Annotated in this window: 19 protein-coding genes; 6 read left to right on the plus strand and 13 right to left on the minus strand. The window is 63.2% G+C overall.

Annotation, left to right across the window (positions count from 1 at the left end; all coding sequences use genetic code 11):
- Positions 1-19 precede the first annotated feature (19 nt).
- The 5 genes from AC0J5Z_RS00185 to AC0J5Z_RS00205 form a co-directional block, all read right to left on the minus strand.
- A complete protein-coding gene (locus AC0J5Z_RS00185) occupies positions 20-1,225 on the minus strand; it encodes a cupin domain-containing protein (RefSeq protein ID WP_475036582.1) in 1,206 nt (401 codons plus the stop codon).
- A gap of 2 nt (positions 1,226-1,227) precedes the next feature.
- Positions 1,228-1,512, minus strand: coding sequence for a hypothetical protein (locus AC0J5Z_RS00190; protein ID WP_475036583.1), 285 nt, complete (start codon positions 1,510-1,512; stop codon positions 1,228-1,230).
- A 108-nt stretch (positions 1,513-1,620) separates the two neighbouring features.
- On the minus strand, positions 1,621-2,139 hold the full coding sequence (locus AC0J5Z_RS00195; RefSeq protein WP_475036584.1) for an N-acetyltransferase family protein: 519 nt from the start codon (positions 2,137-2,139) through the stop codon (positions 1,621-1,623).
- A 3-nt stretch (positions 2,140-2,142) separates the two neighbouring features.
- Entirely contained in the window at positions 2,143-2,814 is a 672-nt protein-coding gene (locus tag AC0J5Z_RS00200) for an O-methyltransferase (RefSeq protein ID WP_475036585.1), read from the minus strand.
- 40 nt (positions 2,815-2,854) lie between these two features.
- Positions 2,855-3,187 (minus strand): thiamine-binding protein, encoded by a 333-nt coding sequence (locus AC0J5Z_RS00205; RefSeq protein ID WP_475036586.1) that lies wholly within the window; start codon positions 3,185-3,187, stop codon positions 2,855-2,857.
- A 92-nt stretch (positions 3,188-3,279) separates the two neighbouring features.
- Here AC0J5Z_RS00205 and AC0J5Z_RS00210 point away from each other — a divergent pair, with 92 nt between their 5' ends.
- Positions 3,280-3,909, plus strand: coding sequence for a TetR/AcrR family transcriptional regulator (locus tag AC0J5Z_RS00210; protein WP_475036587.1), 630 nt, complete (start codon positions 3,280-3,282; stop codon positions 3,907-3,909).
- Positions 3,910-3,912: 3 nt separating this feature from the next.
- Here AC0J5Z_RS00210 and AC0J5Z_RS00215 read toward each other — a convergent pair whose 3' ends face one another.
- The 4 genes from AC0J5Z_RS00215 to AC0J5Z_RS00230 form a co-directional block, all read right to left on the minus strand.
- Positions 3,913-4,224, minus strand: coding sequence for an AzlD domain-containing protein (locus AC0J5Z_RS00215; RefSeq protein ID WP_091464797.1), 312 nt, complete (start codon positions 4,222-4,224; stop codon positions 3,913-3,915).
- Positions 4,221-4,979, minus strand: a complete 759-nt coding sequence (locus AC0J5Z_RS00220; RefSeq protein WP_475036588.1) for an AzlC family ABC transporter permease — start codon at positions 4,977-4,979, stop codon at positions 4,221-4,223. The genes AC0J5Z_RS00215 and AC0J5Z_RS00220 overlap by 4 nt, the downstream gene beginning before the upstream one ends.
- On the minus strand, positions 4,976-5,410 hold the full coding sequence (locus tag AC0J5Z_RS00225; protein WP_475036589.1) for a DoxX family protein: 435 nt from the start codon (positions 5,408-5,410) through the stop codon (positions 4,976-4,978). The genes AC0J5Z_RS00220 and AC0J5Z_RS00225 overlap by 4 nt, the downstream gene beginning before the upstream one ends.
- Positions 5,411-5,508: 98 nt before the next feature.
- Positions 5,509-6,396, minus strand: a complete 888-nt coding sequence (locus AC0J5Z_RS00230) for a glycerophosphodiester phosphodiesterase family protein (protein WP_475036590.1) — start codon at positions 6,394-6,396, stop codon at positions 5,509-5,511.
- Positions 6,397-6,446: 50 nt separating this feature from the next.
- On the opposite strand from AC0J5Z_RS00230, the gene AC0J5Z_RS00235 reads away from it, so the two are divergent.
- Genes AC0J5Z_RS00235 through AC0J5Z_RS00245 form a run of 3 tightly spaced genes read left to right on the plus strand, consistent with a single transcriptional unit; the run spans position 6,447 to position 9,126 of the window.
- A complete protein-coding gene (locus AC0J5Z_RS00235; protein ID WP_475036591.1) occupies positions 6,447-7,793 on the plus strand; it encodes a DUF445 domain-containing protein in 1,347 nt (448 codons plus the stop codon).
- A gap of 44 nt (positions 7,794-7,837) precedes the next feature.
- A complete protein-coding gene (locus AC0J5Z_RS00240) occupies positions 7,838-8,272 on the plus strand; it encodes a VOC family protein (RefSeq protein WP_475036592.1) in 435 nt (144 codons plus the stop codon).
- A gap of 44 nt (positions 8,273-8,316) precedes the next feature.
- On the plus strand, positions 8,317-9,126 hold the full coding sequence (locus AC0J5Z_RS00245) for an MBL fold metallo-hydrolase (protein ID WP_475036593.1): 810 nt from the start codon (positions 8,317-8,319) through the stop codon (positions 9,124-9,126).
- A 1-nt stretch (position 9,127) separates the two neighbouring features.
- On the opposite strand, the gene AC0J5Z_RS00250 is transcribed toward AC0J5Z_RS00245, so the two are convergent.
- The 4 genes from AC0J5Z_RS00250 to AC0J5Z_RS00265 all read right to left on the minus strand — a co-directional run bounded on the left by AC0J5Z_RS00250 (position 9,128) and on the right by AC0J5Z_RS00265 (position 12,776).
- The gene (locus AC0J5Z_RS00250; protein ID WP_475036596.1) at positions 9,128-10,312 is read right to left on the minus strand and encodes a Fic family protein; all 1,185 of its coding nucleotides are present in this window, start codon (positions 10,310-10,312) and stop codon (positions 9,128-9,130) included.
- 120 nt (positions 10,313-10,432) lie between these two features.
- A complete protein-coding gene (locus AC0J5Z_RS00255) occupies positions 10,433-11,209 on the minus strand; it encodes a 5-oxoprolinase subunit C family protein (RefSeq protein ID WP_475036598.1) in 777 nt (258 codons plus the stop codon).
- 21 nt (positions 11,210-11,230) lie between these two features.
- Positions 11,231-11,980, minus strand: a complete 750-nt coding sequence (locus AC0J5Z_RS00260; protein ID WP_475036599.1) for a LamB/YcsF family protein — start codon at positions 11,978-11,980, stop codon at positions 11,231-11,233.
- Positions 11,964-12,776: a hypothetical protein gene (locus AC0J5Z_RS00265; RefSeq protein ID WP_475036601.1), complete on the minus strand. Its 813-nt coding sequence runs from the start codon at positions 12,774-12,776 to the stop codon at positions 11,964-11,966. The genes AC0J5Z_RS00260 and AC0J5Z_RS00265 overlap by 17 nt, the downstream gene beginning before the upstream one ends.
- A 198-nt stretch (positions 12,777-12,974) precedes the next feature.
- Between AC0J5Z_RS00265 and AC0J5Z_RS00270 the strand changes: the two genes are divergently transcribed.
- Complete coding sequence (locus AC0J5Z_RS00270; protein ID WP_475036603.1) at positions 12,975-13,142, plus strand: hypothetical protein; 168 nt, start codon at positions 12,975-12,977, stop codon at positions 13,140-13,142.
- A gap of 97 nt (positions 13,143-13,239) precedes the next feature.
- On the plus strand, positions 13,240-14,571 hold the full coding sequence (locus AC0J5Z_RS00275; RefSeq protein WP_475036605.1) for an MFS transporter: 1,332 nt from the start codon (positions 13,240-13,242) through the stop codon (positions 14,569-14,571).
- The last annotated feature ends 4 nt before the right edge of the window (positions 14,572-14,575 follow it).

Here is a 14,575-nt window from a genome sequence, read left to right on the forward strand (position 1 = left end):
GTTGCGGCCATAGGGGTCGTCATTGTTCAACGGGGACGAGAACGCCTGCGCGCAACAGCCTTTCGACGAGTTCAACGCCGAGGTCGGTCGCGAGGTGATCCTCGCCGTCCAGCAGGCGCGTTACGGATGGCAGATCCGCCTCGGGGAAGTGGAGCCACCCCACACGGGTAGTCAGGCGTACGCCCTCGAGCCGCGCTTCCAGCGCATCCCGAAGCCGCACCAGCGACCCGGGGCCGAGGCCCTCGATAGCCTCGAGCTGGGCCACGGGACCAAGCGGGGCGGGGCGTCCTTGACCTCTCCGGGTGCGGTGGAAAAGTGAGGTGGTATCAGCTTCAAGAACGGCGGCGGCGAGACGTTCACGGACGGCGGCGATCTCCCCTTCGGGTCCGTCCACGCCCAATGGCAAGGATCGGCGCATCTCGGGATCGTCGCATAGTGCTGCAAGCGCGGCCTGTACGAGGTGTTCGGCCAGCGCATGGCGTGTCCAGTTGTGGACTCCCAGAGTGAGATGGATCGAGACCTTTCCCTGCGCCTGGGCAGCATGCAACCAACCACGCGGCAGGTAGAGGACATCACCTGGCTCGAGGATTGTGTCGATGTAAGCCGCGCCTTGAGCGGCCTCGGCGACGGCGGACCGGCGATCGGTCCACGGTTGGCTACGCAGCGGGTCCACGTGGACCGGCTCATGGATGATCCAGCGCTTCGTTCCCTCAATCTGCAGGACGAAGACGTCGTGGACGTCGTAGTGATCGTCGAAGCCTCGATTCTGAGGCGGGGTGATGTAGGCGTTGGCCTGTACAGGATGTCCGAGCTCGGTGCTCAGCCGACTGCTGAAGCTCGACACCGGTTCCCACGTGCGATGGAGCGCCTGCAGGACGAGGGTGGCTCCGTCGGCAAACTTGCGCCAAAGCTCGGTGTCATCGAGCTGGTCAGCGATCGTGGCACCAACGCCTGCCGGGGAAGTGAACGAGGACTCCGGAAGCGTGGAACCACCCTTGGCGACGCGCAGGAAAGGCGTCCGCAGTCCGCGGCGTGAAATCAGATCGTCGACGGCATCGGCTGAGAACAAATCGGAGAAATCGCTGACGCCACGCGTGAGCAGCGCGGCGCGACCCCAGACGTCGCTGGCGAACCTCTCGCGGCCGATGTCAATGAGGCGTGTTTCCAGGACCCCGGCGCCTTTCACCGCGCCGAGGTCCTGGAAATCAGTGCTGGTGGAGCTCAAACTCAGCTGCCTCGTTGTTCCGCGCCACCATCGGCACCGCCGTCCGCGCCGCCGTCCGCGCCGCCGTCCGCGCCGCCGTCATGGACGCCCGGGGTGCCGTCTGCGCCACCATCCGCGGGGCCTTCAGCGCCGCCGTCCGCGCCGCCGTCCGCACCACCGTCTGCGCCACCGTCCGCGCCACCATCCGCGCCACCATCGGCACCGCCGTCATGGACGCCCTGGGTGCCGGCTGCGCCACCGTCCGCGGGGCCTTCCTCCTGGCTTGGATCCTGCTCTGGATTAGACATGCTTCCTCCCGAGAATCGAATGGCGTACTCAGGCCCCGATGATCGGCACCTGATTCCAAACCGGGCGATCTTCATCGAGACCGCCCGTGATCACCATATCGATATGAGTCAGCTGTGGGAACAGCTCGCGTTCACTCCGGGGCGGACCATCCGATGTTCCGGAAGCGAGTACCAGGATGGGTCGCACAGCTGCCGTTTGCCGTCCGGGACGAAACCGTTGCGTCGATAAAAGGCTTGTGCCCGCGGGTTGTCATCCAGAACCCACAAATACGCTGGCCCATCGCCAAGCAAGGCGTCCACCAAGGCTTGGCCAACACCGCGACCGTGGATGCGCTCCAAGGTGTAGAGCATGAACAGCTCCACGTCGCAGGGACCATCCTCGTCCTGGCCGGGGCCTGCCGCGCCGAGGCCCACGAGGTCGCCGTCGGGATCGTGAGCCAACATCCGGGTGTGGCCCGCAGCGATGAATGCACGGTACCGCTCGACGCGGTCGGGCAGCGCCGCTTCTTGTTTCTCGAAGAACTCCGGGGGCAGCAGACGCCCGTAACTCTCCTTCCACGACTGGACATGCATGAGGGCCATGGCCTCGGCGTCCTCCACTGTTGCCGGGCGAATCGTGAAATCCATCGACTACCGCACCCGCGCTATCGCAAAGCCGTCCCAGCCCTTGCTGCCCACCGTCTGGATGGCAGTGGCATCGAGGCGCGGGTCCTGGCCCATCTTTTCCAGCATGGCCACAATTCCGGGCGCATTGACCTCGTCCCGTTCGGGCTCCAGGATGGCGCCATCCCAGATGACGTTGTCCACCACGATCACCGTGCCGGAACGGCCCAGCCGAATGGCCCAGTCGAGGTAATTGGAGTCGTTTTCCTTGTCGGCGTCAATGAACACGAAGTCAAATGATTCCTGGCCCGCCAACGTGGGGAGGGTGTCCAAGGCAGCACCAACACGAATGTCCACCTTGTGCCCGACGCCCGCAGCATCCAGATTGGCCTGCGCGACGTCCGCGTGCTTCTGGAGGAATTCGCACGTAACTATCCTGCCGTCGTCGGGCAGTCCCTGAGCCATCCAGATGCTGCTGAATCCAGCCAGGGTTCCAATCTCCAGGACCCGCCGGGCACCTGACATCTGCACCAGCATCCGCAGCAACTTGCCCGCGTTGGGGGCTACTTCGATCGCCGGCATGCCGGCCTCGACGGCGGAGGCCAGGGCGCGCTTGTGGGCCGGATCAGGACGCACGACGACGTCAGTCAGGTAATCCTCGACGTCAACCCAACCGGGCTCGGTCACGTGTTCAATCATGGCCCCCAGTCTGGCACTCACTGCACCTCGGGGGAAGGATCTAGTCCGTGGCGGAAATGGCGTCTTCCAGGCGATCCACCTTGCCGGTCAGCTCACCGCTATATCCGGGACGGATATCAGCCTTGATGACCAAGGACACGCGGCTGCCGTAGCGGCCAACGGCCTCGGTGGCGCGTTTGACGACATCGAATACTTCGTCCCATTCGCCCTCGATGGTGGTGAACATTGAATCCGTCTGGTTGGGCAATCCGGACTCACGGACGATCTTGACCGCTGCAGCAACGGCGTCGTGCACGGAGGCGTCAGGGGTGGGTCCGCCGTTGTCGGCGGAAGCGGGCTGGCCCGAAGGGGCGACTGAAAACGCAAGCAACATGAAATCCAGTGTTTCACGTGCTGGTTTGTCACAAAACAACCTACTCCCGCGTAACAAGGGGCCGGGAGGCCTCCATTGCTACCCTGACAAGCATGGAACAGCCCTCTGAACGCAAGCCCCTCAGGGCAGACGCCGCACGCAATGTGGACAAAATCATCACCGCCGCCCGGCAGTGCTTCCGGGAACACGGTCCCGAAGTACCCCTTCAGACCATCGCCGCCACCGCTGGAGTTGGCCCCGCAACGCTGTTCCGCAACTTCTCGGACAAAGAGCAACTGGTTCTCGCAGCGCTGTCACGCCAGCTTCGGCTGCACGTGGACCCGGTTGCCGCCGCCGCGGCCGACGGCATGGACGCCGCCGAGGGTCTCATCAACGTCATCGACGCCGTGATGAAGGTTGCCAGCGATGACGCGAACCTCCTTGATGCGGTCGCGGGCCGACGCGGTCTCCTCATGGGGATCACGGGCGGCCTTATCGGATCCATGGAGTTCCTGCTCAAGCGCGGGCAAAGTCAAGGCACGCTGCGGCGCGATATCACCATCGAGGACATGGTCAGGCTGCTGGCAATGCTGATCGGCGCAGTGGACACCATGGAACCCGGATCTGAGGCCTGGAAGCGTCCCGTGGCGTTGATTGAGGATGCCATCCGGACCGAGCGCCCCTCACGGCCGCTTCCCGAGCAGTCCGGCATCCCGGGCGTCACCTTCACTGAGGCTGTCTAGCTCTTAGCCCCAACCCAGCAGCCGCAGCAAGGCTGCGGCTGCTGCGCCTGAAATCACTACGACGAGGAACGGCGCGCGGAGCCAAAGTGCGACGGCGGCGGCAACCAGGGCGCCGATGCGGGCATCGAGGACCAAGCCTTGTCCCGACGCTACTGCGTTCACAACAGTCAAGGATGCCAGCAGGCCAATGGTCATGGTTCCGGCGATGTGCATGATGCGCGGGTTTTCCAGCAGTTTGGCCGGGACGAAGTAGCCCACCAATTTGGTCAGATACGCCAGCGCACAGGCAATGAGGATCCAAAGCCAGAGGTTCATTTCTTGCCTCCGTGTTCCCGCTGGTGCTTTTCGGCATACGGATCCACGTCCGGTTCCAGTCCTTCATCCATGCGTGCGTGGCTGAACCAACCGATGACGCCCGCCACTACTGCCGCCACGAGGATGGGAACTCCGGAGGGAACGAACGGCACGGCCAGGATGGTGGCCAGCGAACAGGCTGCGGCGATTGCCCAGGGTTCCCGGTCTTTCAGCCTCGGCCATAGCAGCGCCAGGAACGCAGCAACAGCAGCACCGTCCAGGCCCCACTGCTTAGGGTCGCCCATGGCGTCGCCGGCCAAGGCGCCAACGGCTGTGAAAATATTCCACAAGATGAATATTCCAATTCCCGCTGTCCAGAATCCGCGGCGTTGCTCGTCGGGATCTGACTGGCCGGACGCCGTCGCCGTTGATTCATCAATGGTGACGTGAGCGGATACGTAGCGCTTCCACCCGCCGGGTCGAAGCATGGCATTGATCTGCATGCCATATATTCCGTTGCGGAGACCCAGCAGCGCACTGGCTGTCATGGCTGCCACCCCGGAGCCGCCGCCGGCAACTACTCCAATGAAAGCAAACTGCGAACCTCCACTGAACAAGAGAAGGCTCAACGCCATGGTCTGCCAGAAATCGAACCCGGACGCTACGGCCAGGGCACCGAAAGATACGCCATACAGACCCGTGGCAATACTCAGTGACAGTGCCACCTTGAAGGCCGGCGACTCCCTAAGTTTCATCGGAGCAGAACTGGTGCTCATTTCCGCAGGCTCCAGGACCACAGGATGAGCGGAATCTGCAGGGGAAGGCGAACGGTGTGTATGCGGCGTTCGGCGGCTGTGCCCTTCGGACCGTAGGCGCGTCGGAGCGCGTCTATATGCCCTGCAAGGAATGCAGTGAACATCGCCGTGGTTGCGTCTGCGGCAACCCTACGGGTGGCAGGGATCAAAAGTCCGACGGCGGCAGTCACCTCAAGCAGGCCGGACGACGCAACCCATTCCTCACGGGACATGACTGCCAGGGGACCGTTCTGACGGCTCCCAGGCTCATCCTTGCGGCACAGGTATTCCGGAACCACGGGGAAATAGAACTTCGGCGTGCGGAAATGCTTCGCGGCGCTGGCCAGGAGTAGTGCGCTCAAAGCTACTGCAGAAGCGGTTCGGGTTGCTTGTGCTGACCAGCGAAAAGACATGAGACCACTCAATCACAAGCGCGGTGGCCCCCAAAACGGGGCCCAACTGTGTAGCAGCAGAGCGCGTTTTGACGGCTCAAAACGCGCTCAACTGCGACTTAGTTGGACACCATCAGTTGCGCGAGCACCTGCGCCGGCTTGTTGGTGGTGATTTCATGGATGCCGAGTCCTTGGCACAGGGCGACGTCTTTCTCCGAGTCAACGGTCCATACCCGGAAGATGCGGCCCGACTCCAACCAGCGCTGAACGTTGCGCGCGTGCTCCCTAACGTAGTCAATGCCTGGGCCGGCAATAGCCACCTCGCCTGCATCCAGGACACGTTCGGCCTCGAGCTGGGTTGCCCGCATAACGTTGGCTACCGCGCCCCCTGTCAGGAAACCGAGGCCAAGCTCCTGCCGGATCTCTCTAACTGTGAAGTCGTCCACCAGCTGGCAGATGTACTCCTTGGGGACGCTCCGCAGCAGACGCTGAACGGAGTCCGTATCAAAGCTCATGAAGGAGATGCGAATGTTCTCCAGCCGGGACTCCTCAGGTGTCCACCCCTCCTCTTCCAGCAGGGCAAGTACACGATCCTCCAGCTTCAGCCCGTAAGGGCTGGGGTGCTTGAGCTCGATGGCCAAACCAATTTCACGGCCGGCCGCGCGGAGGACATCCAGCAACTCCGGCAAGGTCAGGAACTGATCAGCTACTCCCCCATAGGCATCCGGGATGCGGGCGCCCTTCCACGACGAGAAGTCCAAAGCCCGGAGCTGCTCCAGAGTGTGCTCACCCACCGGGCCAGTGCCTGTGGATGTCCGGTCCAAATTCGCGTCGTGAAGCAGCACCACATGCTGGTCCCGGGTCAGGTGGACATCGCATTCCACCCCGTCGGCACCATCGGCAATGGCCTTCAGATAGGCGGCACGGGTGTGCTCGGCAAAGGCGGAACTGGCACCGCGGTGGGCGTAGACCCTGGGCCGGCTCGGGGCAAAGTCGTCGCTAGTCATGCAGACACGTTAGCCCACATCGCTGGACGCTCGGGGGCTACGCTGGGCTAATGCAGGTGAACTCTGAACAAATCCCAACCGAAGACGTCACCAACCCGGCTCCCACGGATGGCGCCGCACCCGCACGAGGGGCATCCGCCGTCGTCGCTCCCTCTGCGGGAGACATGGAAAAGGCGGCCGCACTGCTCCGCATGAAACGGTTGGCCTTGGCGCTGCTGATCGCGATGGCCGTGATCTTCACGGTGGCGTTCGCGTTCCAGAAGCAGTATCCGTGGCTTGAATACGTCCGGGCGGCGGCCGAAGGCGGCATGGTGGGCGCGTTGGCGGACTGGTTCGCTGTCACCGCGCTGTTCAAGTACCCCATGGGACTGAAGATCCCGCACACAGCCATCATTCCGCGTCGCAAGGACCAGATCGGGGAATCACTCAGCGACTTCGTCGAGAGCAACTTCCTGTCCCAGGAGGTTGTGCAGGACAAGTTGGCGAGCATCGACATTGCCCGCAAAGCCGGCCGCTGGCTGTCAGGGCCAGGCGGCGCCGAGCGCGTGGCCAAGGAAGGAGGCGCGCTGATTCGCGGAGCCTTCACAGTACTGAACGACGACGACGTGCAGGCAGTCATCGAGGGCCTGGTCCGCAAGCACTTGCTCACCCCGCCATGGGGACCGCCCGTGGGCAGGATGGCCGAACGGATCTTCGCCGATGGTCACCACCACACCCTGGTTGACCTGCTGGTTGACCGCGCAGCCGACTGGGTGGACGCCAACCATGCAACCGTGAACAGGCTCGTCTCGGATCGCTCGCCCCTCTGGGTACCGACGTTCGTGGACGGCTTGGTGGGCGACCGTGTGTATGTGGAACTCTCCAAGTTCGTGCGCGCAGTACAAGCGGACCAGAACCACCAGGTGCGGCAGTCGATCGACGCCTACCTCACAGACCTGGCTCAGGACCTGCAGCACGATCCCGCGATGATCGAGCGCGCCGAATCCATTAAGGCCCAGATTCTCGGCGATCCTGAGGTCCGCGAACTGGCGTCCCGCACGTGGGGAACGGTGAAGACTGCGCTGCTCAACGCCGTCGACGATCCCGACAGCGAACTGAGCCAGCGATTCAAGGGTGCCGTCCGTGACTTCGGTACCCGCCTGGTCAATGACGACGAACTGGCTGGCAAGGTCAACACGTGGATTGGCGATGCCGCCGGGTACCTGGTCAATACGTACCGTTCGGACATCGCCGGCGTTATCTCCGATACCGTGGCCCGTTGGGATGCCGAGGAAACGTCGCAGAAGATCGAGCTTCAGGTGGGCAAGGACCTCCAGTACATCCGCATCAACGGCACCGTGGTGGGCGCATTGGCCGGGTTGGCGATCTTTACGGTGGCCCATCTGCTGTTTGGTTAGGACCGGCACTAGAGCTATACAGTCCGTCTTGGTACCTTCAGCGCATGCCTATCAAACTGGAGAACGTCGGTATTGCGGTTCGGGACCTCGAAGAAACAATCGCCTTCTTCACGGATCTCGGCCTCACGGTATTGGGCCGTGACACCGTCAGCGGTGAGTGGGCCGACACTGCCGTAGGGCTGGATGGCAACCACGCGAAAATTGCGGTGCTCCAAACCCCGGATGGCGGTGGCCAACTTGAGCTCTTCGAGTACCTCCACCCTGACGCGATCGAGACGGACCCAACCCTTCCCAACGAGATCGGAATGCACCGCATAGCCTTCTCGGTTGACGACATCGACCACGCCCTCGGGATCGCTGCAAAGCACGGATGCCATCCGCTGCGTGGTGTGGCGAATTATCAGGACGTCTATAAGCTGACGTATCTTCGCGGTCCCAGCGGCATTCTGGTCATGCTGGCTCAGAAACTCCAAGACTGACATCGGGGTTTGCCGATGTTGCATTGCAAGCGGAAGGCATGTCCATGCTGAAGCAAGTGGCTGAGGGCGTTCTGGTTCATGAGAGCGAGTTCATCCAGAGCAACTGCACTGTGGTGCAGGGCCGGCACGGTGTTTTACTGATCGACCCCGGCATCACGATCACCGAAATGGCGGCTCTCGCAAACGATCTTCGCGAGCTGGGCCAGCCCGTCGTGGCAGGTTTCTCCACGCATCCCGATTGGGACCATGTGCTGTGGCACCTGGACTTCGGCGATCCGCCACGCTACGGTACGGCTCCATGTGCGGCTTCCATCCGGGACGTCCTGTCCAACTTCGACTGGAAAAACCAAGTAGCTGAGGGACTGCCGCCGGAGTACGCCGAAGAGATCCCGATGGCTCTGCTCGGGCTCGTCACCGGCCTGCCCGCCGGAGCTGCGGAGATCCCGTGGGATGGGCCCACTGTCCGGATCATCGAACATCGTGCCCATGCTCCGGGCCACGCGGCGTTGCTGGTTGAAGAACGTGGCGTCCTCGTCGCGGGCGACATGCTTTCTGACATCCTCATGCCGTTTCTGGATCTGCAGGCAGCGGATCCGCTCGCTGACTACCTCGAAGCGTTGCGGCAGTTCGAGACAGTGGCTGACCAGCTTGTTGCTGTCATCCCCGGCCACGGTTCTGTGGGCGGAGTCGGGCAGCTGCGGGAACGCATCGCCTTGGATCGCGCGTACGTGCGGGCCCTGCAGGACGGCCGTGATCCCGAGGACCCACGCGTCGGCCCCACGGCGCCCTTGGATTGGCTGGCCGACGTGCATGGATGGCAACTGCAGCGGCTCGCCGAAAGAGGAACGACGTAGTTCAGTGCCGTCTGCGGCGTCCCGCTCGTGCAGCGAAATCGTCCAGCGCCGTGATGATGTCCCCCGCGATCCACACGCTTACGCCGCGCACCTTCCCGGCAGGGCTCAGAATTCCAGCCTTCTGGAGTCGTTGCACTGCGCGATACGCCGTCGCGGGTGACACGCCCGTGTACTCAGCAGCCATCTCTGCGGTGATGGCCGGCTCACGGGGCAACAACTCCAGGACCTTGACTACGGATTCCTGTGTTGAGCCGAGCTTGGCTCGAAACTCCGCCTGGGCAGCTTTGATGTCCGCAGCCAGAAGTCGACCATTATCCACGGCCAGCAGCGCTGACTCAGCGAACAGCTCCACGATGGGCAGAATGTCGCCCTCACGATAGGCGCCCAAGGCATCGAAGTACAGACGGGTATTGGTTAGGAGGCCAGAAGATACTGGGATAGTGACCTTTTCGGTGACGCCCTTGGCTCGGAGCAGCGCGCTGATAATGGCCCGCCCCGTGCGTCCGTTGCCATCTGCGAATGGGTGGATGGTTTCGAACTGCGCGTGGGCCACAGCTGCCTGGATCAGCGACGGTATGTCATCCCGACTCATGAACGCCACCAGATCCACCATTGCATCCATGACACGGTCATGATGCGGTGGGACAAACTCTGCCGAATGCGGCGAGTTACCTCGGATCCAAACCTGCGACGTGCGGTATTCACCGGCGATGAGCTGATCTGAGGAGGATAGGAGTGTGTGGTGCATCGCTCCGATGTTGTCCACACTTAGGTCCTCCGACAACGTGATCGCGGCCCGCATCGCCTCCACGTTGGACGCCACCAGCGAAGCATTGGTGCTTGAACGGTCACCCAACTGCGCCAACACGAGCCTCTTGGCACCTGCCGTCAGATTCTCTATTTGCGAACTCGATGCCGACTCACTCCGTAGGAGCAACGCGGCGAACGGGGCTGAATCCTGTCCCAACTCGGCATCGAAGCGAACCATTTCCATCGTGGCCGCTTCAGCCAGAGACTGCGTTCGGGAATCAACCATGGGATCCAGCGTGGCGATCACGGCCGGGATGGCGGCCTCATAGGGGCCTCTGGCGAGCAAGCGCTGCCTCCTGGACACGCCAGCGGCAGGCTCGGCCGACCATGGCCGCTCCTCCAACGAGATTGGAGGCCACCCCAATTCACTTTTCATGGTGCCCCTAGAGAAAGATGACGCTTCATCTTCTCATAAAGTGCTGTTCGTGAGAATATTATCCAGGGTGATTCTCACGGAGTACGCGATTTGCAAGGATCACCACACCGACTCTCCGGCTCAGCCCAGCAGATGCACCATCTGTCCAGGCCTCGCCTGGCCGATCAGGTCCAGGTCTTCGTCTCGGACCACTGCTATGACCGGCGACTCGGAAGCGTCCGGGTGGCCGGCCAACGCTATAACCGGAAGGCCCGACGTCGGCAACAGGACCGAGCCTGACGCCAGCGGTTGGGGTTGGGCTGCCTGGTTCAGGCTCACGTCGAGCGGCCGCCCAGCCAACCGCGCGCCGACGCGGTCCGACTCCGGCGAGAGAATCCATGGTTCGCTGGTCAAGCGAAGCCAAGTACCGACGTCGTAATTTTGGGCCTGAGGCCCACGCGCAACCCTTGCAACCACAGGACGTTCAGGGTCCAAAGCACGCCGGGCAGGGTAGGACACCTCCGGAAAACCGTTGCCGTGCGGCCGCCCGAATGTCAGAGCCGCACCAGCGCGCAATGGCTCTTCCTGTGCCGAAATCCCACCCTGAACAGCCACGTAATACCGAAGACCAAACAGAGCAGGGCCGAACTCAAGCAAGGCCCCGGGAGGAACACGAACGGCTTTGTTCAGTGGTAGTTCGTCGCCGTTGAGTGTCACCATGCCCTCGGCCCCGGTGACAGCCACGGCCGATCCTGACACGAACCTCAGCTTCAGCCCACCCAACAGCACCTCAAGTCCGGCTGCCGAGTCCGGGTTACCCAGCAGGACATTGCCCAGGTGCATGGACGCGCGGTCCAGCACGTGGTCGGGACCGAGAACCAGGGTCGTCGATCCCGGCTCCACCACTACCGCGCCCATCAGGCCTCCCCACACATGGAACTATGCGAATGCTTCTATCAAGACACCGGCCTGTTCAAGCCCCTCTCGAACGGCTGCAGCCATGTTCACCGCGCCTGGAGTGTCGCCATGGATGCACAACGAGTCGGCTTGCACCGGCACCACGGTGCCGTCCATGGCCAGGACTTCCTTGCGCGTGGCGAGCCGCACGGCCTGGGCCACGACGACCTCGGGGTCATGCAGCACGGCACCCTCCTGGGTGCGGGGCACCAGCGTTCCGTCCGGCAGGTAGGCCCGGTCCACGAACGCTTCACGGAACACCGGATGCCCGGATTCCTCAGCGAGCGTCAGCCACGCCGAACCCGGCAAGCCAAGCACGGGCAGCCCGGGATCGTACGCGTGGACTGCGGCGACTACAGCCTCCGCTTGCTCGGCGTCCCGGACGATCCTGTTGTAGAGCGCCCCGTGGGGCTTCACATAATCCACCGAAGCTCCCACCGCGTGAGCCATGCCGTCGAGTGCGCCGAGCTGGTAAAGGATGTCGCCGAACAACTCGTCAAAGGTCATGTCCAGGGACCGCCGACCGAAGCCCGCCAAGTCCCGGTACCCCACATGGGCACCGACACGGACGTCCAGTTCGAACGCCGCGCGGCAACTGTCCAGCATGGTGAGGGGGTCTCCGGCGTGGAAGCCGCAGGCAACGTTGGCACTGCTTACGATGCGGAACATCGAGGCGTCGTCTCCCATGGTCCAGGAGCCGAAAGACTCCCCGAGGTCAGCGTTCAGGTCCACTGTTACCGCCTTCCAGCGTCAGGTTTTCGGTTTTTGGTGCGTTCGGAAGCAATTCGCCAGGGACGGTGTCCGGCAACGGGCCGAATGCTGCCTTTGCGGTGGACACTACCGCGCGGCCCATCACCAGGTTGCCGGCGCCACCCACCACGGCCCCCACACCGAACGGCAGGGCGCGGCCCAAGAATGCGGAACCTTGCCGCTTCAGGAGGTTCTTCAGGAACGCGCGTTGGATGGAGTCGCGGATGACACCGAAGCCGCTTCCTGGAATTTTCTTGGTAAGCGTCCGGCCCCACGCGTTGGTTACGCCTTTGTCCCGCCCCAGCGATTGCCCGCTCAGTGCGCCCAGCATTGACGTGCCTTCCTCGCCCAGCATGATGGCCATGACCATGGTCTGCGCCCGCACGGGATCAGTCAGCCGGATGCCGTGGAGCTCCGCCAAGGACGACGCATACAGCGCGGTAGTCTCCAGGAAGCCCACCGTCGCGAGCGCGGAAAGTCCCAGCGACGCCGCGGTTCCAATACCAGGCACGACGGCGGTAGCACCCACCGCCGCACCCCCACCGGAGATGGCCAGCAGGTAGTGGCGCTCGAGTTTGGCGGCGAGCTGCGCCGGCGAATCATTGGGGTGCCTGCGTTGGAGCCTGCGGAGGTTGGCCAGGACCAGGGGTCGCTGGACTTCGACGGCCTTCAGCAGCACATTGTGCACACCGGGCTTGGCTTTGCCTTCGGCGTCAAACACCGCCTTGTGGGCTGTTTCTTGGGCGATCTTCACCGCCGGGTTGGGGCGCTTGGGCATCTTCACCTCTCCTTGGCAGTTAGTCGTTTCACGGGGAACTGCTGGCTTCAGCCTATGCCACACCCTGCGTTGCGAGGCCTGCCCTGCACCCTATGTAGGCAGGATTCCGCGCAGAGCGGACCCCACAACGGGCGTCCTGCGGCGTAGACTGGGATGCATTCACGGAAGCAGTCCAAGCAAGGACAGGGAGTATCCGTAATGAAGGCGACAGACAAGACCGAGCATGTCATCCGGCATCACACCGACGCTCCGGCGGAGGGTGAGACGGAGGGCTGGGTTTCGCACGATACCGGCATTCACAGCCAGGATGCGGCGGAAGGTCCGGACATCGACGACGACGCCGCCCCGCCGTCGGGCGCTTCATAACTTAGCTTCCTCCCGGACTTCGTTCCGGTCACCCGGGCGCCGGCCACACCCCCACCGCGCCTTCCACAGCGTCAACGCTCAGGTTTAGGCTAGTGGGATGGCCTCGCTGAGGGCGCTGCGTCCCTTTGCGCACCGGGAATTCCGGGTGCTGATTTCCGCGCTGTCCATCTCGATTTTCGGATCGGGCATGTGGGCAGTGGCGATGGTCTATGAAGTGATTCACCTCGGTGGCGGCCCGCTGGAACTGTCCTTGGTTGCCACCGCAGCAAGCATCGGGTTGGTGGGTTTCGTGCTGGCGGGCGGCATCGCGGCCGACCGGTTCCCGCAACGGCTCCTGATCATCGCAGTGGAGGGCGCCAACCTGGCGGTCATCGCCACCATCACAGCGCTGGCCATGTTCAATGTCCTTCAACTGTGGCATCTGGCGATTGGTGCCCTGGTTCTGGGTGTGGGCCAGGCGTTCTTCTTCCCGGCATATTCGGCCATGCTTCCGCGTATCCTGCCCGCCGAAGACCTTCTAGCCGCGAATGGATTGGAAGGAACGGTGCGGCCCATCCTGCAGCAGGCCGCTGGTCCGGCAATTGCAGGGATCCTGGTGGCAGTGCTGTCCCCGGCCCACGCTGTGGCGGGTGTGGCCGTGTGCCATTTTCTGGCGTTTGGGATCGTGAACCTCCTGAGCCGCCAAGCGCCTGATGGGCCCGGCTTGGATACAACTGATCCGGGCACGAATACACGGGGCGCTCCGGCATCTGGCAAGTCCTCACTCTTCAAGGACCTCCGGGAGGGATTCAGTTACACCATCCGCACACCCTGGCTTCTCTGGACCCTGATTTGGGCATGCCTGTCCGTACTGTTCCTCATCGGCCCCATCGAGGTCCTGCTGCCGTTCGTTGTCCGCGATCAGTTGGGCGGCGACTCGAGGACGTTCGGTTTCCTGCTGGCTGTCATGGGAGTGGGGAGCGCCACCGCCGCACTGGCCACTGCAACGGTCCGCCTCCCCCGCCGCTACCTGACGGTGATGGTAGTGACATGGGGTCTGGGAAGCCTGCCGGTGGCGGCCATCGGATTCATGGACAGCTTCTGGGTGCTCGGCGCCGCCATGCTGATCTTCGGTGCCACCGAGGGAGTTGGCATGGTCATCTGGGGAACGCTGCTGCAACGGCGGGTTCCACGGCATTTGCTGGGCCGAATATCGAGCCTGGACTTCTTCGTTTCCCTGGCACTGATGCCGGTGTCCATGGCCCTCGCCGGACCTGTTGCCGAGGTGGTTCCGATCTGGCTGATCTTCTTTATCGCCGGCTTGGTGTGCCCCATCATGGCCTTCGTGGCGCTCTTCGCAGCACGCATGATGACCGATGAGATCGAGAACCCCTTGGCCTCCAACACCGTGGATCCGGAATCTGCAGACACGCAGCCCGACTCTGTGTAGCGTG

The organism is Paenarthrobacter sp. TRD_SC_7 (assembly GCF_056156245.1).